The organism is Nocardia sp. BMG111209 (genome assembly GCF_000381925.1).
Lineage (GTDB): Bacteria > Actinomycetota > Actinomycetes > Mycobacteriales > Mycobacteriaceae > Nocardia.
The window spans coordinates 23,810-44,427 of sequence record NZ_KB907307.1 but is presented as its reverse complement, the minus strand read 5'-3'; the positions used below and the strand labels follow the sequence as shown (position 1 = coordinate 44,427).

Sequence of the window (20,618 nt, the reverse complement as noted above, 5' to 3'; positions counted from 1 at the left end):
GAAGGCGACCATGAATCCGATTGAGGAGTACGACGTCGTCGTGGCCGGCGGCGGTTCGGCCGGGGTGGCCGCCGCCGTCGGGGCCCGCAATACCGGCGCGCGCACGCTGCTGGTGGAACGCGGCCCGTGCCTCGGTGGCGCGGCGACGATGCGAAACGTGTTGACCTACTGCGGGATCTACACCCGTCAGGAGCCGCCGCGGCAGGTGGTGTTCGGGGTGGCCGAGCAGATCCTGTGGGCACTGCGGGCCCGGTCCGCGGTCACCGCGCCGACCCGATTCACCTCCGTCACCGTCATTTTCGATCCGGAGTCGGTGAAACGGGTGCTGGATCAGCTCTGCGTGGACACCGGTGTACGGGTGCGGCTGGACAGCCAGCTGGTCGACGCCACCCGCGGCGACTGCGGCATCGACACCGCGCTGGTCGCGGATCATCAAGGCGTGCACACGATCCGGGCCGCCGCCTGGGTCGACGCCACCGGGGAGGCGGATCTCGCGGCCTTCGCCGGGGCGCATGTGCGGTACGGCAACGACGGCCACGTGCAGAACGGCACCCTGGGCGTACGGTTCGGTGGCATTCCGCCGCACGCCGACGTCACCCGCGACACGCTCGCCGTCGCGATCGCCGGGGCCAAACGGCGCGGTGCGGCACTGTCGGCCGAGCGCGGACTGGTTGCGCGCCTGCCGATCTCCGGCGACGTCGTGGCGTATGTCGTCGACGAGGGCTACGACGCGCGCGACGCCGGGGAACTCACCCGGGCGGAGATGAGTGCGCGCCGGCAGGCGGGTGAGTATCTGGCGGTGCTGCGGACCCTGCCCGGGTGCGGGGACGCGTACATCGTCGGCACCGGGCCGGAGATCGGTACCCGGGAGTCGCGTCACGTCATCGGCCGCTATCGGCTCAGCACCGCGGAGGTGCTGTCCGGTGACCGGCACGAGGACCGGATCGCGTTGGGCGCCTGGCCGATCGAATACCATCCCGGCCCCGGGCTGGCGCCGCAGTGGCAGTTCATCGCCGGCGACGGGTATTACGACATCCCCTTCGGGGTGCTGCACAGTATCGACACCGACAATCTGTTCGCCGCCGGACGCACCGTCGACGCCGACCGCTATGCCGGTGCGTCGCTGCGGGTCATGGGTACGGCCTTCGCGACCGGGCAGGCCGCGGGGGTCGGCGCCGCGATGTTCGCGCTGCACGGCACGCATCCACCGGTGGCCGTCGTGCAGCGCGAACTGCTCCGGCAGGGCGCATATCTCGGTTAGCCGAAGCACGAAGGCCCGGTCCGGCGGATGAACGCCGGACCGGGCCTTCGTGTCTGCCGGGCCGTATCGCACAGGCCGGCAACCGCTGTACCGTCCGAGCCCACCACCGTTGTGCCGATTCGAGTGCCCGGCAGCTGCGCCGTGGGAGCGAAGACCAGCTGTGCAACATCGGTGGCCGTACCACCCCTGCGCAACCGCGGTGTCACACAGACATGCGACGACCGTGCCGCCCGGTGTACGGGGCGGCACGGTCGTCGCTTTGTTCAGGCGGAAACGGCCGAAGGCGGCTTTCCTTCGGCGACCACCGAAGTCGGCTCCCCTCTGGCGGTTTCGCCGTCCGCACCGAACACCATGCCGTTCTTCCAGGCACTGCGCTCGAACATCCGGTAGATCGGCGTGGCGACGAAGGTCGTCACGATCGTCATGACCGCGAGGATCGTGTACAGCGACTGGTTGATCAGGCCTTGGGTCAGACCGACATTCAGCAGGACCAGTTCCATCAGGCCGCGGGCGTTGGCCAGCGAACCCATCGAACCCGCTTCCCGCCAGCTCATCCCCTGCCAGCGAGCCGCAAGGGTCACCGCGCCGAACTTGCCCACGAACGAGATCACCAGCACCACGCCGACGACGATCAGCGTCGCCGGATGGAACAGCAGACTCAACTTGGTGTTCAACCCGGTGAAGATGAAGAACGCCGGCAGCAGCAGATGCGACACGATCGGTTCGGTCCGCTCCCGCACCGCGTCCAGCAGCCGGCCGCGTGGCATCACGACACCCGCGATGAAGGCGCCGAACACCGAGTACACCCCGACCCAGTCGGTGAACCAGGCGCTGGCCAGCAGCACCAGCAGCATCGCGATGAACGGCCCGACAGGAAGCGCTGTGCCCGAACGCATTTCCCGTTCACCCCACGCGTCCAGCCGCCGCAGCGCCCGGGAGCCGACCACGAGCATGAACACCACGAAGCCGACACCGCCGGCCAGCGCCAGGATCGCCCCGTTCATATTGCTCTTGGTCGTGGCGACGACGGTGGCCAGCAGGATCCAGGACACCGCGTCGTCGGAGGCCGCGCAGGACAACGCCATCGTCCCCAGCCGGGTGTTGTGCAGCCCGGAATCGTGAATGATCCACGCCAGCATGGGGAACGAGGTGATGGCGATGGCCGCGGCGAGGAACAGCCCGCCCTGCCAGGCGTGTACCTTGCCGGTGAAGTAGTCACCCTGGCCGACGAGCAGGTACCCGGTGAGGCCGCCGAGCGCCATCGGCACGATCACGCCGGCCGAGGCCGTGATCCCGGCGACCTTGATGTGGTCACTGAGAATGCTCGTCCGGAACGACGTTCCGACCAGGAACATGTACAGCACCAGGCCGAGCTGGCCGAGCACGTACACGACCGTCAGCGACGGATGCGGGATCGATTGGCCGCCGATCGACAGCGTGGTGGGGAACAACCAGTGCTGCGCACTCGGCCACACCGCGCCGAAAACCGAAGGCCCGAGCAGGAATCCGGCCGCCATGATGGCGACCACCTGCACCTGCCCCAGCCGCTTGAACAACTGCCACACCAAGCGGTAGGCGGCGAGGATCACCACCATCTGCAGGAAGAAATGGATCGTCAGATCCAGGAAGGACGGCATCCCGGCTCCTTTCGGTCAGGCCACGACTGCGCCGGGATAGATCGGACAATCGGTGAGCAGATCGAACTTCGCGAACAGACTCCAGTCCTTCTCCGCCCGCAGCCGATTCACCAACGGGCTCTCGCCGGTCCAGAAGTCACCGCTGACCAGTCGCACGTGCCACTTCGGATCCAGATCGGCGGCCAGGTCCAGGATCACCTGGCCCATGATCGGCTGCCGGTGGTCGTACACCGCGCAGATCAGCCGGTAGTAGGTCTCGTATCCGGTCTTGAAGAAGGCGTTGTAGGTATCGGCGATCTCGGTCTCGGACAGCTTGCCGTCCAGGCGATCCGCGGCCAGCTCCCCGGCCTTGCGGCCGGTGGCCAGCGCCAGCAGCACACCGCCGGAGAACACCGGATCGGTGAAACTGCCGGCGTCACCGACGAGGAAAAAGCCCGGCCCGGCGAGGACTTCGGAGTGGTACTCGAAGTTGCGCTCGCCCTTGAGTTCCCGGATCACGGTGGCCCCGCGCAACCGCTGCTGGATGCGTGGCAGCCGGGCCAGATGCTCGTCGAAGACCCGCTCCGGCCGGTCCGACTGCAGGATCGCCATCGGGGCGACGGCGCCGATGCTGATGGCGTCCGACCGCAACGGGATTCCCCACATCCAGCCGTCGGGATGGATGCCGAGCTGGGTGTCGCCCTCGACGCCCGGGTTCTGGCTCTCGTCGAGATCGCCGTAGTGCTTGAACACCGCGGCCATCTTCAGCCGGCTGTCGGCCACCCGCAGATTCAGCCGCTTCGCGATCACGCCGGCCCGGCCGGACGCATCGGCGACGAATTGCGCTGTGGCGTGGTGTGTTTCGTCGTTCACGGTATAGGTGACGCCGGTGACCCGGCCCGCGGCGACGTCGACGCCGGTGACGGTGGCCTCCTCCAGCACGGTCACCCCGGCCGCGGCCGTCTCGTCCAGCAGCGTCTTGTCGAATTCGGCCCGCTCGACCTGGATCGCCCAGGTGCGCCGGTCGTCACCGATCTCGCCGAAGTCGATGCGCCGCACGCTGCCGGCGATACCGGTCAGCTCCACGCCCGGCTTGTAGGCGTAGGGCTTGGCCATCACCGCGTCCAGCAGGCCCAGCTGGTCCAGGATCTCGGTGGTGTAGGGCAGGAACGACTCCCCGATGTGGAATCGCGGGAACTCGACCTTCTCGAGCAGCAGCACCGAGTAGCCACGCCGCAGCATGGTCAGCGCATACGCGCACCCGGCGGGCCCGCCGCCGATGACGATGGTGTCGTAGGACGTGTCGGCCATGATTGTGACTCCGTTTCCGTTTCAGCGGAGAGTGATTCGTTGGATCACCCGGGCCAGGTCGGCCTCGGGATCGGCGACCGCGTCGGTGCGGCGCCAGGCGACGTAGTGATCGGGCCGGACCAGCAGGGCGCCGTCGTCGCCGATGCCGCGCAATCGGTCCCAGGCGCCGGTGGTGTCGGCGCCGGCCGGGAGAACGACCGATTCCAGTGGTATTCCGGTGCGTTCGCGCAACCGCCGCGCGGCCTCGCGCCACGGCTGCCCGGCCGACCCGGTGATGAGCGTGTATCCGTCGATCGCGACGAAATCGTGCGTCGATTCGCGGGTTCCGTCGCGGTCGATCCAGGCGTGCGGCAGCCGATGCCCGGGGCGGGTGACGGGAAAGAACTTGTCCCCCATCGGTTCGGTCGCCGGGGCGGGTGTGCCGTCCGGGATCAGCGCGCCCTGTTCGTAGACCGCGCCGAGTTCGATATCCAGTGCCTGGCAGTCGATCCGATGGGTGCGGAAGACCTCGGCGGCGCGGGCCCGGGCGGTCCGGCCCCGCGCCGAGTCCTCGAAGTAGGTGTTGAAGAAGGTGGGCCGCATCCACTCCGGCACGTGCGGGCCCAGCCCGAGCGCCGCCTCGCTGACCAGTTCCGAATTCGCGATGATGCCCACGGCCCAGTCCAGATTGCGGCGCCCGATGGGCCGGCGCTCGGGTTCGTAGGTGTCCAGCAGATCCGGACCCGCGTGCCCCCGTTCCACCGCGGCGATCTTCCAGGCCAGGTTGTGCACGTCCTGTACGGCCGTGTTGAGGCCCAGCCCGGCCGCCGGGGGCAGCTTGTGCGCGGCGTCCCCGGCGAGGAAAACCCTTCCGCTGCGGTAACTCTGGGCGTTGACCGCGTCGACCGTCCAGTTGCTGACCTTGTGCAGCCGCAACCGCTGTTGCCCGATGCCGAGGGTGTCTCGGATGCGGGCCAGGACCGCCTCGCGATCGGAGCGGGCCGGATCGTCCGGGCCGGTGGTGAAGTGCAGGCCCCACTCCTCGCTGAAACATCCCCAGGTGGGCCCCATTTCTACCAGCGTCGCCCCGGACAACGACGGCTGCTTGGGATTCACGAAGTAGGTCAGCAGCGCCCCGTCGCGCTGCCAGCGGGACAGATCCGCGCTGAAATGCACCGTGGTGACGTGGTGGAACCTCGGCCAGCCGTCGAACCGCACGCCCAGCCGCGGGCCGACGGTCCGGCCGCCGTCGGCGGCGATCAGGTATTTCGCCGCCACCGTGTGGGTTTCACCCGCCGTGTCGCGCACCGTCGCGACCAGCCGATCCGGCTGCTCGGTCCAGTCGATCAATTCGTGCCCGTACCGGACCCGTCCGGGGGCCCGCCGCTCGGCGGCGCTGCGCAGCAACGGTTCCGAGCGGATCTGCGGCAGATTCGTCGCCGCGACCGGACTCGCGGCCGACCAGTACTCCCGCAGGTCGCCGCCGCCGAAGGCGTCCATCTCGTAGATCACCCGGCCGTCGAACGGGCCCTTGCCGGCCAGGGTGGTCTGCCAGCAGACCTTGCCGAACTTGTCCAGCGGCGCCCCCGCCGATTCGAAGTCCCCGGCGATCCCGTGCTGCCGGAAGATCTCCATCGTCCGGTGATTCATGTAGTGCGCCTTGGGAAGTCGCGCCGGTTCCGGCCGCTGCTCGACCAGCAGATGATCGACCCCCAGGTTGGACAGGAAGATCGACGCGGTCAGCCCGCCGACCCCCGCGCCGACGATCAGTACCGTCGTCTCGATTGCCGTTTCGCTCGTCATCCGGCCCCGCCCGTCAATGTCCGTGGTGCTCGGGCAGATCCGGCCCCACCGCCGTCGGTCCCTGCGGATACGGGAACGACTCGGGGATACCGCCGTCGTGACCCGCGATCTCCTGCGCGGTGTCGAGACCGCCGGTGATCGGGGTGTCGCTGCCGGGCACCAGCCAGATGTGCAGATCCCAGGCCCGCGGATGCACCAGGCCGGGGGGATTCGGCAGCGCCAGCGGAATCGTGCCGGGGTTCTGCCCCATCCACGGCTCATCCGGCGGCTGCATCACCATGTCGAAATTCGGGAAGGCGTGCACGCCGCGCTCGTGGAAACCCCAGTCGGTGGGATACACGCACAGCCCGTTCTCGATCGGCGTGATCCCGGGGGTGTAGACGGCGCCGTAGAACCAGCCGACGAGCTCGTAGGGGAACGAGGGTGTGTAGGCGTCGTCGTAGACCGGATTCGGCGCCAGCGACCGGTAGAACAGGCCGGTGGGCTCCCCGCTGACCACCGAGTCGCGAGCGGTCGTCCCGGCCGTGACGCCGTCGATCCCGCGGGCGATGATGTCCAGGGAGCGTGGCAGATTCAGCAGGCCGACCCCGACGTCGTGATACTGCACCCAGCCGTGCGAATCCGGGCCCCACGCGCCGAGCGCCGCCAGTTGCATCACGTCGTCGGGACCGTTGAGCACCCGCAGATGCCCGAGCCGGTCCAGTACCCGTTGCCGATCGGCGACCAGGCTCGCCGCGCGCTCGCCGGCCGAGCACTGCCGGTCCGAGACGGGAACCACCTCGGGCGTCATGGTGTCGGCGTCGGCCGCCGCGAGCGGTGGCACCGTGGCCGCGGTCAACGCGGCCACCGCCAGCGCGCCGCGCAGCAGTGCCGAAAACTTCAGAGCCATCGTGAATCTCCCGGGTCAGGCGGTCGGCGGAGCCGGCTGGTCGATGAACTCGAACAGTTCGTCGTCACCGGCGGTGTCCAAATCGTCGAGGATCCCGTCGAGTTCGCCGCCGCGCAGGCGCAGCAGCAACTCGTCCAGGCGGGCCGTGATGTCCGCCACCGCATCCGGATCCAATTGGGCCTCGTCGCAACTGTCGGCGAGCGAGGCGATCTGGGCCTTGATCACCGCGGTGGGATCGACCGCGGGGGCGATCTCGTCGCGGATGTAGCGGGCCAGCGCCAGCGGTGTCGGATAGTCGAACACCACCGTGGTCGCGAGCTTCAGCCCGGTCGCGGTCTTCAGGCGGTTGCGGAATTCCACCGCGCCCAGCGAATCGAAGCCGAGATCGGTGAAGGCCTGGTCCTGCCCGATCGCCTCCGGCGACTCGTGGCCGAGCACGGCCGCGGCGTGGCTGCGAATCGTCGCCAGTACCAACGCTTCCTGATCGCCGCGGCTGCGACCGCTCAGTGTCCCCGCGAGTTTCGCGGAGGCATCGGCCACCGAACTGTCGGCCGTGCGGCGCACGCCGCGCAGCAGCCCGCGCAGCGCCGGCGGCAGCAGCGTCGCGTCCTGGGCGCCGGCCGCCTGGATGGCGGGCACGTCCAGTTTGGCGGCGACGGTCAGCGAATGTCCCAGCCGCAGTGCGCCGTCCAGCATCGCCAGGCCGTCCGCGGTCGGGATCGGCAGCAGTCCGTCGCGCCGCATGCGGGCGAAGTCCTGGTCCGACAGATGTCCGGTGATGCCGCTGGCCTGTTCCCAGATGCCCCAGGCCAGCGAGGACGCCGGCAGTCCGAGCCGGTGCCGGTGCGCCGCCAGGGCGTCCAGGAACACGTTGGCCGCCGCGTAGTTGGCCTGCCCGGGGCCACCGAGCACACCGGCGACGGACGAGTACAGCACGAACGCGGACAGTTCCAGTCCGGCGGTCGCCTCGTGCAGATTCCAGGCCGCGGCCGCCTTGGCCCGGAACACCGTCGCCACCTGCTCGGTGGTGAGATCGGTGAACAGGGCGTCGTCGATCACGCCCGCGGCGTGCACGACGGCGGTGAGTGGATGCTCCGGCGGCACCGCCGCGAGGACGGTCCGCAGCGCCTGCGCATCGGCGGTGTCACAGGCGGCGATCCGCACCCGCGCGCCGAGTTCGGTGAGCTCCGCGTCGAGTTCGGCCGCACCCGCGGCCGCGGCGCCACTACGGCTGAGCAGCAGCACATTCCGGGCGCCGTGCGCCTGGACCAGATGCCGCGCGACCGCCGCTCCCAGCACGCCGGTGCCGCCGGTGACGACCACGGTGCCCGCCGGATCCAGCGGGACCGGCACGGTGAGCACGTTCTTGCCGACGTGCCGAGCCTGACTGAGGTACCGGAACGCCTCCGGCGTCCGCCGCAGATCCCACGGCGTCACCGGAAGCGGCTGCAGCACACCGGATTCGAACAGCTTCAGCAGTTCCGAGAGGATGTCGTGCAACCGTTGCGGACCGGCCTCCATCAGCACGAAGCCGCGGTAGGTCACTCCGGGATGGTCGGTGGCCACCTCGTCGGGGTCACGGACATCGGTCTGGCCCATCTCGACGAACCGGCCGCCGCGCGGCAGCAGACGCAGTGAGGCGTCGACGAATTCGCCGGCCAGCGAGTCGAGCACGATGTCCACGCCCCGGCCGCCGGTCGCCGCCAGGAACTCCGCCTCGAAATCGAGCGTCCGCGAATTGGCGATGTGCCGATCGTCGAAACCCATGCCGCGCAGGGTGTCCCACTTCGGCAGGCTGGCCGTCGCGTAGACCTCGAGACCGAGGTGCCGGGCCAGTTGGGTCGCGGCCATACCGACACCGCCGGTGGCGGCGTGGATCAACAGGGTCTCACCCTCGCGCACCGCGGCCAGATCGACCAGGGCGTAGTACGCGGTGGCGAACACCGCCGGCACCGCCGCGGCCTGATCGAAGGTCCAGCCCTCCGGCATCGGCACCACCATCGAGCGATCCGACACCACCGTATCGCCGATGCCGGCGAACAGGCCCATCACCCGGTCCCCCGGCGCGAATTCGGTGACGTCGGCGGCCACGTCGACCACGACGCCCGCGCCCTCGCCGCCGATCGGGGCGTCCGGATCGGGATACATGCCCAGCACGATCAGCACGTCGCGGAAGTTCATGCCGGTGGCCCGCAGCCGGACCCGTACCTGCCCGGGTTCCAGTGCGGCCCCGGCGGTCTCGTCCGCCCGCAGCACGATGTTGTCGCCGTCGAGCGTGCCCTTGCCCAGCGAGCCCAGTCGCCAGGGGCCGGCGCCGATCAGCTCCGCGCCGCCGACGCTGTCGGTTCCGGCCCGCGCGAACCGCGGCACGTGCGCGACGCCACCCCGGACCGCGACCTGCGGCTCCCCGTCCAGGGCGAGCGCGGCGGCCACGGCGGCGCGGTACGCCCCGGGATCGTCCACGTCGACCAGCACCAGCCGTTCCGGATTCTCGGCCTGGGCACTGCGCAGCAGGCCCCAGACCGGGGCCGCGGCCAGGTCGGTGACATCCTCGCCACCCTCGACGGCGACCGCGCCGCTGGTCACCACCACGACCGTCGGCGCCGGCCGCCGGTCCTCGGCCCACAGGCCGCGCACCCGCTCGAGCACGCCGGTCACGGTGGCAAGCGCGCGGGCCGCGGTCCCGGCGGTGTCGCCGGTGGAACCGGACTCGCAGCGCAGCACCAGGGCCGCGCCCTGTGCGCCGGTCCAGCTCTCCACCGGGAATGCCTGTGCCGCCGCCGTTTCCGTGGTCTCCCAGCTGCCCTCGGCCGCGTTCTGCGGCATCGCCACCCAGTTCACCGCGTAGAGATCCGCGGCGCCCGCGGCGGCCGAGGTGAGCCGGTCGGCCGACAGGGCCCGCACGGTCAGCGCGGACACCGCCGCGACGACACTGCCCGCGGTGTCGGCCACCGTGACCGACAGCCGATCGGTTCCGTTGGGCGCCAGATGAACTCGCAGCGCGGTCGCACCGACCGCGAGCAGCGACACACCTTCCCAGGCGAACGGCAGCCGCACCGGCTGCCCCGCCTCCTCACCGGTGACGGCCACGGCCGCCATCGCGTGCAGGGCCGCGTCCAGCAGCACCGGATGGATACCGAATTCCGCCGCCTCGCCGCGGATCTGCTCGGGCAGTTCCACTTCGGCGAACAGCTCCTCGCCGCGCCGCCACATCGCGGTCAGGCCGTGGAAGGCCGGGCCGTAGCCGTACCCCGCCTCGGACAGCCGGTCGTAGACCTCGCCCACCTCGACCGCGACCGCGTCGCGCGGCGGCCAGGCGGTGAATTCACTTGTGGGCACGTCGATCTCGCCGACCGACAGCGCACCGGTGGCGTGGCAGGTCCAGTCCGGACCGGGGGTGTCGCGCGGCCGTGAGTAGATCGCGATGCTCGGTTCGGCGGCGCCGTCGACGACCACCTGAACATCGACCCCGGTGCCGGTCAGCGCCAGCGGCGCCTGCAACACCAGTTCCGACACCCCTGTCGCGCCCACCAGATCGGCTGCCCGCAATGCCATCTCGATGAAGGCGGTCCCGGGCACCAGCACGGTTCCCGCCATCGCGTGATCGGCCAGCCACGGCTGCGCGGCCACCGACAGCCGGCCCGTCGCCACCATTCCGGCGTCGGCGGCCAGTGGAATCATGGCCGCCAGCAACGGATGTCCGAGCGTGCCGAGCCCGGCGGCGCTGAGATCTCCGGTGCCGACCGGTGTGTCGAGCCAGAACCGCTTGCGCTGGAACGCATAGGTGGGCAGATCCACGTGCTGGGACCGGCCGACCGCCAGCGCCGCCGCCCAGTCGACGTTGGTGCCGGCGACGAAGGCCGCCGCGAGCGCCGCGTGGAACGACTGCGCCTCTTCGCGTTTGGGGTCCAGCGCGGGCGCCGCGGTCAGCGGATCGGTATCCTCGTCGGCCAAGCCGTCCCGGGTCAGGGCCGTCAGCGTCGTACCGGGACCCGCCTCGAGGAACACCGTCGCGCCGTACTCCCGGGCCGCTCGGATGCCGGCGAGATACCGGACCGGCTCCCGCACGTGCCGCACCCAGTAGTCCGGATCGCACAGCTGCTGCGGGTCGGCGAGTTCGCCGGTGACGTTGGACATCACCGGAATCGTCGGCGGGTGATAGGTCAGGCTCGCGCAGACACCGGCGAAGTCGGCGAGAATCGGATCCATCCGCGGCGAGTGGAACGCATGACTGACCCGCAGCCGCCGCGCGGTGTGCCCGCGCTCGGCGACCACCGCCGCCACCTCGTCGACCGCGGATTCGTCCCCGGAGACCACCACCGTCGCGGGGCCGTTGACCGCCGCGACGGCGATCCGGCCCGAGCGACCGGCCAGCATCGGGGTCACCTCCGCCTCGGACATCGGCACCGACAGCATGGCGCCGCCCTCGGGCAGCGCCTGCATCAGCAGGCCCCGTGCCGCAACGAGTTTCGCCGCGTCCTCCGCCGACCAGACGCCGGCCAGATGGGCGGCGGTCACCTCACCGATGGAATGGCCCATCAGCAGATCCGGTCGCACACCGAAAGATTCGAACAACCGGAAGGTCGCGACCTCGACACAGAACAGCGCGGCCTGGGTGTAGGAGGTCTGCGCGAGCAGGCCCGCGGCGGCGCTGTCGGGCTCGGCGAAGATCACCTCCCGCAACGGCGGATCGAACCGGCCGTCGAAGTACGCGCACATCTCGTCGAAGGCGGCCGCGTAGACCGGGTAGTGGTCGTACAGGGCACGGCCCATGCCGACCCGCTGCGCACCCTGACCGGGGAACAGCAACGCCGTCTTCGCGCCGGGAAGTGCCTGTCCCACCACGACATTCGGTGAGGTGCGCGAGTCGTTCAGGGCGTCCAGCGCGGTCACCAGTTCCGCGCGGTCCGCACCGAGCAGGACCGCGCGGTGCGTCAGCCGGGCCCGGCCGGCCGCGAGCGCGTACCCGATGCCCTCCGCGGTCGCCTCGGGGTGCGCCGCGACGAATGCCGCCAGCCGCCGCGCCTGCTCGTCCCGCGCGGGCCCGGTGCCGCCGGACAGCACCCAGCCGAGCACCGGCGGCACTGCCGGCTCCTCGACCGATATCGGTTGCACCGCAGTCGTTTCCGCGGGCTCGGCGGCCTCCGCGCCGTCGGCCGGTTCCGCGACGGGCGCGGGCTTCTCGTACTGCTCCAGGATCACGTGTGCGTTGGTGCCGCTGATTCCGAAGGCGGACACCCCCGCGCGCCGCGGCCGGCCGTCACGGGGCCAGGCCTGCGCCTCGGTGGCCAGCCGGACCTCGCCCGCGGTCCAATCCACGTGCGGGGACGGCTCTCCCACGTGCAACGTCGGCGGCACGGTCTCGTTGCGCATCGCCATGACCATCTTGATCACACCCGCGACACCGGCGGCCGCGCTGGTATGGCCCATATTCGATTTCACCGAGCCGAGCCACAGCGGCGTCCGGCGGCCACGTCCGTAGGTGGCCAGCAGGGCCTGCGCCTCGATCGGGTCGCCGAGCGGCGTGCCGGTACCGTGCGCCTCCACGACGTCGACATCGGCGGTGGTCAGTTTCGCGCTGTTGAGTGCCGCTTCGATCACCCGCCGCTGGGACGGGCCGTTGGGCGCGGTCAGCCCGTTGGAGGCGCCGTCCGAATTCACCGCGGAGCCGCGGATGACCGCGAGGACCCGATGCCCGTTCCGCTGGGCATCCGAAAGACGTTCCAGCACAAGCATTCCGACACCCTCGGACCATGCGGTGCCGTTGGCGTCGGCGGAGAACGGCTTGGCCCGCCCGTCCGGCGAGATCACCCGCTGCCGGGAGAAGGCGATGAACGCCTCCGCCGTCGGCATCACCGTCACGCCGCCGGCCAGCGCGAGAGTGCACTCGCCGGAGCGCAGCGCACGCGCCGCGTCGTGCATCGCCACCAGCGACGACGAACACGCGGTATCGATGGACACCGCGGGACCCTCGAGCCCGAGCGCGTAGGCCACCCGGCCGGACGCGACGCTCGTGGTGCGCCCGATCAGCAGCAGCCCCGCGAGACCGCTGCGGTCCTGCGCGATGCTGGGCCCGTACTGGACCTCGATGATGCCGGTGAACACTCCGGTCGTGCTGCCGCGCAACGTGGTCGGGTCCAGGTTCGCCCGCTCGAGCGCCTCCCAGGACACCTCCAGCAGGTGCCGCTGCTGCGGTTCCATCGCCAGCGCTTCCTTCGGGCTCACCCCGAAGAACGCGGCGTCGAAATCGGCTGCGCCACGCAGGAATCCGCCCTCACGGGCGTAGGAGGTGCCCTCGTGGTCGGGATCCGGGTGGTACAGCCCGGCAACATCCCAGCCGCGGTCGTCGGGGAACTCCGAGATCACGTCGCGGCCGTCGGCCACGACCCGCCACAGCTCCTCCGGCGAGCTCACGCCACCGGGAAAGCGGCAGGCCATGCCGATGATCGCGATCGGCTCCACCGTCCGCGACTCCAGTTCCTGCAAACGCTGCCGGGTCTTGTGCAGGTCGATAGCCGCCCGCTTCAGATAGGTGCGCAGTTTTTCTTCGGTCGCCATACCCGTCTCCAGAATTCGGCAGGGTTCGGTCTTCGCGGCGGAACGACTGCATACGCCGCGAACGATCCCATCGTCGCCGCCGAGCCGGAATGGCGGTAACCCCTAGACGGCCCCTAACTGTCGGAACGGGGGCGGACGAAGCCTGCGAGTTCTGCCTATACTCGCGGCGGCGCACTGTCATTCGCGTTGCCCTGCCCGAAGCCGGGCCGGAACACAGTTAGGTCACTGGTATGAAACGCACCGGAAATCCACACGGCCTGGGAATTCCGAAAAAATATCGAGCAGCACTGCCGGCGTTCGCGCTGGCCTGCCTGCTCGCCACGGCGACGGCGTCGGCCGCGCACGCCGACCCGGCCGACGGCGGCTGCGGCGGTCCGCACTGGGTGGGCAGCTGGCTGATGTCACCGTCGGACGCCATGCCCGTCTCCGACATGGCCCTCACCCCCACCAGGTCGTTGTTCGACCAGACATATCGGATCGTGGTCGTGCCGCACCTCGGCGGGCAGACGCTGCGGCTGCACCTCACCAACCGGCACAATCCGCTGCCGGTCACCTTCGGCGCGGTCACGCTGGCCGAGCAGGATCAGGGGTCGTCCGTGCGGCCCGACACGCTCCGCCACGTCACCTTCGGCGGACAGGCGTCGGTGACCGCCGCGCCGGACGCCGACCTGGTCAGTGACCCGATCGATCTCGATTTCGACGCGTTCACACCGCTTTCCGTCAGCGTCTTCGTGCCCGGCCTGTCGGTCCTGGCGGCCGAGAACATCGTCGGCCTGTCGACCAGCTACTACGGGCCGCCCGGCTCCGGTGATCAGACCACCGACCCGGCCGGGGCCGCGCTGACCATGAACACCACGAGCGTGCTGTTCGCCTTCGGCGTGGACGTCCTGGCGCCCGCGCAATATTCCAGCGTCGTGACGGTGGGCGATTCGATCAGCACCGGATACGAGGGTGCGACATATTACGAGGGACCGCAGGATCCGGCAATCGTGGACCGCAATCTCCGGTACACCGATTTTCTGCAGCGCCGTTTGAACGCTGCCGGAATTCCGCTCTCGGTATTGAATTCGAGCACCTGGGGGAACCGGGTGGTCCTCGATGAAACGATCCCGCAGACCGGACCCGGTGCGCTGGCGCGACTGCAGCGCGACGTGATCGATACCGCGGGAATCAGCGATGTCATTCTCGCGATGGGGACCAACGATCTCGCATTTCCGCCGACACAGACGCCGGAGCAGCTCGCCGCCGCGTACACCGATATCGCGAACCGGCTGCACGCGGCAGGTATCCGATTGCATCTGGCGACGATTCCGCCCTCGGTCCGGTCGTTCATCGCCGGCGGTATATCACCGAATTCCGATCCGGTCCGGCAACAGGTGAATGCCTGGATTCGCACGCAACACGTGGCCGACGACGTGATCGACTTCGACGCGGTGCTGCGCGACCCGGCAGATCCGGCCGCGCAGCGGCCGGATCTGGTGTCGCCCACCCTGGTGCACCCCAATCCGCGGGGGCACCAGGCGATGGCCGACAGTGTCGATCTCGGCGCCTTCCAAGGATCTCGGTGCCGATAGTGTTGTGTTACAGCCGATCTCGCGTCTTCGCCTGAGTGCGGAAGACCGGGGACATGCGCCGGGCCAGCCGATCGGCGAAGCCCGGCGACAGCTGTGTGGTCGCGAACATCGACCGCACCGGCATTCCCATGTCCAGCACCTCGGATTTGTCGCGGCGGATGGCGCCGACGATCTTCCCGGCGATCCGGTCCACCGTGGTGGATCCGAGCATCGGGCTCGCCTTCACCCCCTTGTCGACCCAAACCTGGTACATGCCATCACCTTTCACGAAGCCCGGCAGCACCACCGAGAAGCCGAGCGGGGTGTTGCTGTACTCGGCGCGCAGCGACTGCGACAGGGCCGCGAGGCCGGCCTTGGTGGCGGCGTACGGCGCCTGATAGGCCGGCGCCACCTTGGCCGCGCCGCTGGAGACGAACACGACGTGGCCGCGGCCGCGCTCCGCCATGCCCGGCAGCACCCGCCGGGTCAGCAGCATGGGTGCGGTCAGATTGACGTTCAGGATCCAATTCAGTTCGGCCGGCTCGTATCTCGTCAAGGCGGCAGCGAGTTCGACACCCGCGTTGTTGATCAGTACGTCGATGGGACCCAGCGCCTGCTCGGCCCGGTCGACCAGATCGTCGAGCGACTCGAGGTCGGCCAGATCGCCGATCACCGGCTCGGCCTTCACCCCGGCGCCACGCAGTTCCTCGGCGAGTGTGCCGAGGATGTCCGATTGCCGGCCGACCAGCGCCACGTGCGCGCCCTGGGCCGCCAGCAACCGGGCCACCTGTTTGCCGATGCCACCGGAAGCACCGGTCAGCAGCACGGTCCGATCCTTGAGATCTTTCACAGCTCCTCCTGGAATTCTGTCGACGAGCTACGAGCGCCGAGAGGCGCATTCCAGTCCGAACGACCGTTCGCCGATGCGACCAGGCTCGCCCGCAACGACTGCGCAGGTAAACCCCTATCCGCCCCCTAGCCGGGCGGACGCCGAACGGACCTGCACCAACCTTGACCACCGACCGGATGGCCGGTAAGTTCGACCGCACGTACGTTCGTTCTTTGATCTATGATCGATGGTACCCCCGCGCATCGCTCCGCGGCGGCAACGCACCAAGAGGAGAAAGTCATGGCGAATCCGACCGGGCTGGGCTACACCGAGGACACCGATCCGGATTGCCTCGCCGACGACATTGCCGTCGAGATGTTGCGCACCGCTCCCTGGCGGCGGATCGCCCTCGTCGGTGACAGTACCGCCCGCGGCACCGGCGACGCCAGCCCCGGATACCGCGAAGTATATTGGGCCCCACGGGTGATCAGCGTGTTACGGGCGGCGATCGGCGAGGTCGAATTCCTCAATGTCGGCCGGATCAACGCCACCACCCGTCAGGTCGCGGACGAACAACTCGACGCGGCAATCGCTTTCGAGCCGGATCTGTTGTATGTCGCGTGTGGCGGTAACGATCTCTGGACGGACGAGCCCGATTACGAAGCCGCCGAAGACAATCTGGAGCGAATCTTCGCCGCGGGCCGCAAGATCGGCGCCCGGATCGCCACCATGACCATCGCCGACGCGGTCCCGATGGATGTTCCCGCACTGGCTCCGTTCCGTGATCGCCTGGATCGGATCAACAAGGTGATCCGCCGGGTCGCCGATCGGCACGACGCGATCCTGGTCGACCTGTGGTGGCATCCCGTCGGCCAACGCCGGAATGTGATGTCCGCCGACAACATTCATTTCAACATCTCCGGCCACGCCGTCGTCGCCGCCGAAGTGGTGAAGGCACTGGCCGCGGCCGCCGGTGGCAACTGAGGCGGCACAGCACCTTCCGGGCACCCGTCACCGGCCTCGGTAGTCCACCCCGGCGGCGGCGATCTCCGTCGCGTCGACCAGGGTGACGCCGCGCCCCTCATGCGCGACCACCACCGGTCCGGCGTATCCGGAAATTCGCTCGGCCGCACGGGAAATGGGGTCGGTGGTGCCCACCACCGGCAGCGGCGCGCTCAGGTGCGCGGTCACCGGGTCGGTGTCCGGGACCCGGTCCAGGGTCACCGCACTCGCCGCGCCGAGCACCTCCGCGATCTGTGCCGGTCCGGAGACCTTGCGCTGCAACAACACCGGCAACGCCGGTGCCCCGCCGAGCAGTGCCCGCGCCTCGGCGACGGTGGCGCGGGACGGCACGGTGCGGACGTGGCCGTCGAGCGGAATCGTCAGCGCCACACCGACGGTCGGCTCGGTACCCTCGCGCAGCAGCGGGAATCCCAGGCGGCCCAGCCAGTCGTCGTCGAAATACTTCGACAGATACGAACGGCCGGAATCCGGTGCGATCACGACCACCACCGATTCCGGGCCCAGTGGCCGGGCCACTCGCAGCGCCGCCGCGATCGCGGTACCGGAGGAACCACCGAGCAGCAGGCCCTCCGCGCGGGACAGCCGGTGCAGCACCCGCAGGGCCTCGGCATCACCGACGCGTTCGATCCGGTCCACCACGTCCCGGTGGTACGAGGAGGGCCACTGGTCGACCTCGGTCTCCGGATGCAGGTGGTGGCCGACGGATTCGACGTACCAGGCCCGGCCGTCGCCACCGCCGTAGGCGGAGGTCTCCGGGTCCGCGCCGATCACCTGCACCGCGCCCCGCGACACCGCCTTGAGGAATTCGCCCGCACCGCTGACGGTTCCGCCGGTCCCGACCCCGGCGACGAAATGTGTGACGGCACCGGCGGTCTGGGTCCAGATCTCCGGTCCGGTGGTGGCGCGGTGCGCCGCCGGATTGGCCGGATTGTCGTACTGGCCGGCGAGCCAGCCGCCCGGAATCTCCTCCGCCAGCCGCCGGGCCACGTTGCGCACGAACTCCGGATGATGTGCGGGGCGGCTGCCCGGCGAGACATGGACCTCCGCCCCGTACGCGCGCAACAGTGCGACCTTCTCGGCGCTGGACTTGTCGGGGACCACCACCACCGATCGGTAGCCGCGCGCGGCGGCGATCGCGGCCAGCGCGATGCCGGTGTTACCGGAGGTCGCCTCGACCACCGTCCCGCCGGGCCGCAACTCGCCGGATCGTTCGGCCGCCTCGATCATCGACAGCGCGGCCCGATCCTTCACGCTGCCCAGCGGATTCAGATATTCGAGCTTCACGTAGACGGCGGCCTCGAGCCCCTCGGCCACCCGATTCAACCGCACCAGCGGTGTATTCCCGATCGCCCCGGCAATGGACTCGTGACTACCCACGTCGCCGACCTCCCCGATGTGCACGTCCCGCACCACCTCGAATCCGTACCGGGTCACCGCGCCCGGCCATCCTAGCCGGCGGTGCCACGGCTGTAGATTCGCAGGACGACGTGCCCCGCAACAGAATTGCAGTCAGCGCGATCCGATTACTTCGCCCCGGCCCGGAACGGTACTCAGCGGCCGGTATCCGGACTCCCGCGAACGGAAAGGGAGATCCGTTGCCAGGCAACGGATCTCCCGATCACGAACCGAATCTGCTACTTCCTGACGCGCTCGCGCTTCTCCCGCACCCGGACCGAGATCCGCACCGGGGACCCGTCGAAGCCGAACTCCTCGCGCAGCCGGCGCTCCAGGAACCGGCGGTACCCGGCCTCCAGGAAGCCGGTGCTGAACAGCACGAACGTCGGCGGACGGGTGGCCGCCTGGGTGGCGAACAGGACGCGGGGCAGCCGGCCGCCGCGCATCGGCGGTGGCGTGGAGGCGAGGACCTCCTTGAGCCAGTTGTTGAGCCGCCCGGTGGGAATCCGCTTGTCCCAGGACTCGAGGGCCGTCTCCATCACCGGCACGAGCTTCTGCACGGCGCGCCCGGTGTGGGCGGAGATGTTGACCCGCTCCGCCCAGCGGATCTGCACCGTCTCGCGGTCGATCTCGCGTTCCAGTTGCTCGCGGCGGTCCTCGTCGACGAGATCCCATTTGTTGAACGCCAGCACCAGCGCCCGGCCGGCGTCGACCACCATGCTGATCACCCGCAGGTCCTGCTCGGTGATCGGGACCGACGCGTCGATCAGCATGACCGCCACCTCGGCGGCCTCGATCGCGGACTTGGTGCGCAGCGAGGCGTAGTACTCGGCGCCCGCGGCGTTGCCGACCTTGCGGCGCAGGCCCGCGGTGTCGACGAAACGCCAAGTCTTACCGCCCAATTCGACCAGCGAATCGACCGGGTCGACGGTGGTACCGGCCACGTCGTGCACCACCGAGCGCTCGTCGCCGGCCAGCTTGTTCAGCAGGCTCGACTTGCCGACGTTCGGCTTGCCGACCAGCGCCACCCGGCGCGGACCGCCGGTCCGGGGACCGATGTCCTCGCGCGGGGTTTCCGGCAGCACCGCCAGCACATCGTCGAGCAGATCGCCGGTGCCGCGGCCGTGCGCGGCGCTGACCAGACGCGGCTCGCCGAGGCCCAGGGACCACAGCACCGCGGCCTCGGCCTCCAGTCGCTCGCCGTCGACCTTGTTGGCGACCAGGATCACCGGAGTCTGCGCGCGGCGCAACGTCTTCGCCACCGCCTCGTCGGTCGAGGTGGCGCCGACGGTCGCGTCGACGACGAGCAGGATCGCGTCGGCGGTCCGCATCGCCAGTTCGGCCTGCCGGGCCACCGCCTGCTGCAACCCCTTGGCGTCGGGCTCCCAGCCGCCGGTGTCCTGCACCAGGAATTTCCGGCCGGCCCACTGCGCCTCGTAGGAGATCCGGTCCCGGGTCACGCCGGGCACATCCTCCACGACCGCCTCGCGGCGGCCCAGGATCCGGTTCACCAGAGTGGATTTGCCGACGTTCGGGCGGCCGACCACGGCCAGCGTCGGCATCGGGACGTGATCGCCGAACTCGTCCCCCTCGACCGAATCGGCGATCTCCCAATCGGATTCGTCGGACCAGGTGCCGTCGGCGGTCTCGATTCCGGTCATTCGCGACCTCCCACCGAAATTCGTTCCGCCACAACGTTGTACAGCTCGTCGATGACCTCGTCCATACTGAGGTCACTGGTGTCGACCAGTACCGCGTCCTCCGCGGCCCGCAGCGGCGACACCGCGCGGGTCGAGTCCAGGTTGTCGCGGCGCTGCACGTCGGCGAGGACCGCCGCGTAATCGTCGCCACGGCCCTCCGCGATGTTCTGCTGATTGCGCCGGGACGCGCGGGCCTCGGCGGAGGCGGTCAGGTAGATCTTGGCGTCGGCGTCGGTCAGCACGACCGTGCCGATGTCGCGACCCTCGACGACGATCCGCCCGGCGGCCGCGGTGAGCTCGCGCTGCATCGCGACCAGCTGTTCGCGGACCTCGGGCACCGCCGAGACGGCCGACACCGCCTTGGTCACCGCATTACCGCGGATCTCACCGGAGACGTCCTCGCCGTCGAGCGCGATCGACTCGCGGCTGGGATCGGTGCCGATGGCCAGCGGCAGATCCTTCACGACCGCCGCGATCGCCGACGGATCGGCCAGATCGGCGCCGGTGCGCAGTACGCGCAGCGTGGCCACCCGGTACATCGCGCCGGTGTCGAGATAGCGGGCACCCAGCCGCGTCGCCAGCCGCCGGGACACACTGGACTTGCCGGTACCGGAAGGCCCGTCCATCGCCACGACCAGCGGCGACGATCCGAGCAATCGGTCCGAAACATCATTGCCCATGTAGACCCCCACGGTCTTCAC

12 protein-coding genes are annotated in these 20,618 nt (G+C 69.8%); 3 read left to right on the top strand and 9 right to left on the bottom strand.

Annotation, left to right across the window (positions count from 1 at the left end; all coding sequences use genetic code 11):
• Positions 1 to 10 precede the first annotated feature (10 nt).
• Positions 11 to 1,261: an FAD-dependent oxidoreductase gene (locus tag G361_RS0100190; RefSeq protein WP_019925012.1), complete on the top strand. Its 1,251-nt coding sequence runs from the start codon at positions 11 to 13 to the stop codon at positions 1,259 to 1,261.
• 263 nt (positions 1,262 to 1,524) lie between these two features.
• On the opposite strand, the gene G361_RS0100185 is transcribed toward G361_RS0100190, so the two are convergent.
• From G361_RS0100185 to G361_RS0100165, 5 genes are read right to left on the bottom strand one after another with little or no spacing between them, the layout of a single operon-like run.
• The gene (locus tag G361_RS0100185; RefSeq protein WP_019925011.1) at positions 1,525 to 2,898 is read right to left on the bottom strand and encodes a cation:proton antiporter; all 1,374 of its coding nucleotides are present in this window, start codon (positions 2,896 to 2,898) and stop codon (positions 1,525 to 1,527) included.
• 15 nt (positions 2,899 to 2,913) lie between these two features.
• Positions 2,914 to 4,188, bottom strand: coding sequence for an NAD(P)/FAD-dependent oxidoreductase (locus tag G361_RS0100180; protein WP_019925010.1), 1,275 nt, complete (start codon positions 4,186 to 4,188; stop codon positions 2,914 to 2,916).
• A gap of 21 nt (positions 4,189 to 4,209) precedes the next feature.
• Positions 4,210 to 5,970, bottom strand: a complete 1,761-nt coding sequence (locus G361_RS0100175) for an FAD-dependent monooxygenase (RefSeq protein WP_019925009.1) — start codon at positions 5,968 to 5,970, stop codon at positions 4,210 to 4,212.
• A gap of 13 nt (positions 5,971 to 5,983) precedes the next feature.
• A complete protein-coding gene (locus tag G361_RS0100170; RefSeq protein ID WP_019925008.1) occupies positions 5,984 to 6,859 on the bottom strand; it encodes a hypothetical protein in 876 nt (291 codons plus the stop codon).
• Between the two features lie 15 nt (positions 6,860 to 6,874).
• A complete protein-coding gene (locus G361_RS0100165; RefSeq protein WP_019925007.1) occupies positions 6,875 to 13,417 on the bottom strand; it encodes a type I polyketide synthase in 6,543 nt (2,180 codons plus the stop codon).
• Between the two features lie 230 nt (positions 13,418 to 13,647).
• Between G361_RS0100165 and G361_RS0100160 the strand changes: the two genes are divergently transcribed.
• On the top strand, positions 13,648 to 14,991 hold the full coding sequence (locus G361_RS0100160) for a GDSL-type esterase/lipase family protein (protein WP_019925006.1): 1,344 nt from the start codon (positions 13,648 to 13,650) through the stop codon (positions 14,989 to 14,991).
• A 7-nt stretch (positions 14,992 to 14,998) separates the two neighbouring features.
• Here the strand turns inward: G361_RS0100160 and G361_RS0100155 are convergent, their stop codons facing one another.
• The gene (locus G361_RS0100155) at positions 14,999 to 15,820 is read right to left on the bottom strand and encodes an SDR family oxidoreductase (protein WP_019925005.1); all 822 of its coding nucleotides are present in this window, start codon (positions 15,818 to 15,820) and stop codon (positions 14,999 to 15,001) included.
• 279 nt (positions 15,821 to 16,099) lie between these two features.
• Here G361_RS0100155 and G361_RS0100150 point away from each other — a divergent pair, with 279 nt between their 5' ends.
• Entirely contained in the window at positions 16,100 to 16,783 is a 684-nt protein-coding gene (locus tag G361_RS0100150; protein WP_019925004.1) for an SGNH/GDSL hydrolase family protein, read from the top strand.
• Between the two features lie 27 nt (positions 16,784 to 16,810).
• Here G361_RS0100150 and G361_RS0100145 read toward each other — a convergent pair whose 3' ends face one another.
• From G361_RS0100145 to cmk, 3 genes are all read right to left on the bottom strand, one after another.
• Entirely contained in the window at positions 16,811 to 18,256 is a 1,446-nt protein-coding gene (locus G361_RS0100145) for a PLP-dependent cysteine synthase family protein (protein WP_019925003.1), read from the bottom strand.
• 200 nt (positions 18,257 to 18,456) lie between these two features.
• The gene (gene der / locus G361_RS0100140) at positions 18,457 to 19,878 is read right to left on the bottom strand and encodes a ribosome biogenesis GTPase Der (protein WP_019925002.1); all 1,422 of its coding nucleotides are present in this window, start codon (positions 19,876 to 19,878) and stop codon (positions 18,457 to 18,459) included.
• Complete coding sequence (cmk, locus tag G361_RS0100135) at positions 19,875 to 20,597, bottom strand: (d)CMP kinase (protein ID WP_026342537.1); 723 nt, start codon at positions 20,595 to 20,597, stop codon at positions 19,875 to 19,877. Before cmk ends, der begins: the two co-directional genes overlap by 4 nt.
• Positions 20,598 to 20,618: the final 21 nt, after the last annotated feature.